This is a genomic window from Chryseobacterium sp. DT-167, from assembly GCF_058310155.1.
Map to the genome: position 1 here is coordinate 1 of NZ_JBZEEQ010000121.1, position 544 is coordinate 544.

Below are 544 nucleotides of genomic sequence, written 5' to 3' on the forward strand. Positions count from 1 at the left end.
TGCCGAACGACCTCGCTGCCGAGCTTGCCCGACGACCCGCTCACCCACACCGTTCGGGGAATGGTCGATCCGTCCGTCGTCGTGGCTGCGGGTGCGTCGTCGCGTCGTTGCATGACACCGACTGTAGCGGCTCCGCGCGCGGCATCAGGCGTTGACGTCAGACCTCCTGCGGTCCGCCCCACTCGTCCGGCCACTGACCGGGGTCGATCTCAGCAGCCGGTCCGAATTCGCTCGACGCCCACGACGATCGCCAGAGGTCGTCGAGGAACGCGCGTCGTTCTCGACGTCGGGCCAGGTCCTCATCCGAGGTGGGAAGGAGATCCGCGCGCGCGAGGTCCACGACGCCGTCGATGGCGTCCGCGAGAGTCGGGGCGACCGCGTGGGGCATATCGTTCCATCCGGCATCGATGACGGTGCCGGATCGCGACGGCGCCGAATCGAGAGCGGCCTGATACCAGCCCTGCTGGGCGACCGGGATCCATGCGGTGTTCCACTGCCACGGTTCGGTGTGCGTGCGGAAGAACGCGGTGTGCTTCACGATGTC

1 protein-coding gene is annotated in these 544 nt (G+C 68.2%); it reads right to left on the minus strand.

Annotation, left to right across the window (positions count from 1 at the left end):
- Window positions 1–157: 157 nt before the first annotated feature.
- Window positions 158–544: hypothetical protein (locus AC4FQ5_RS20080; RefSeq protein ID WP_491146478.1), on the minus strand; the 387-nt coding region annotated here is incomplete at its 5' end.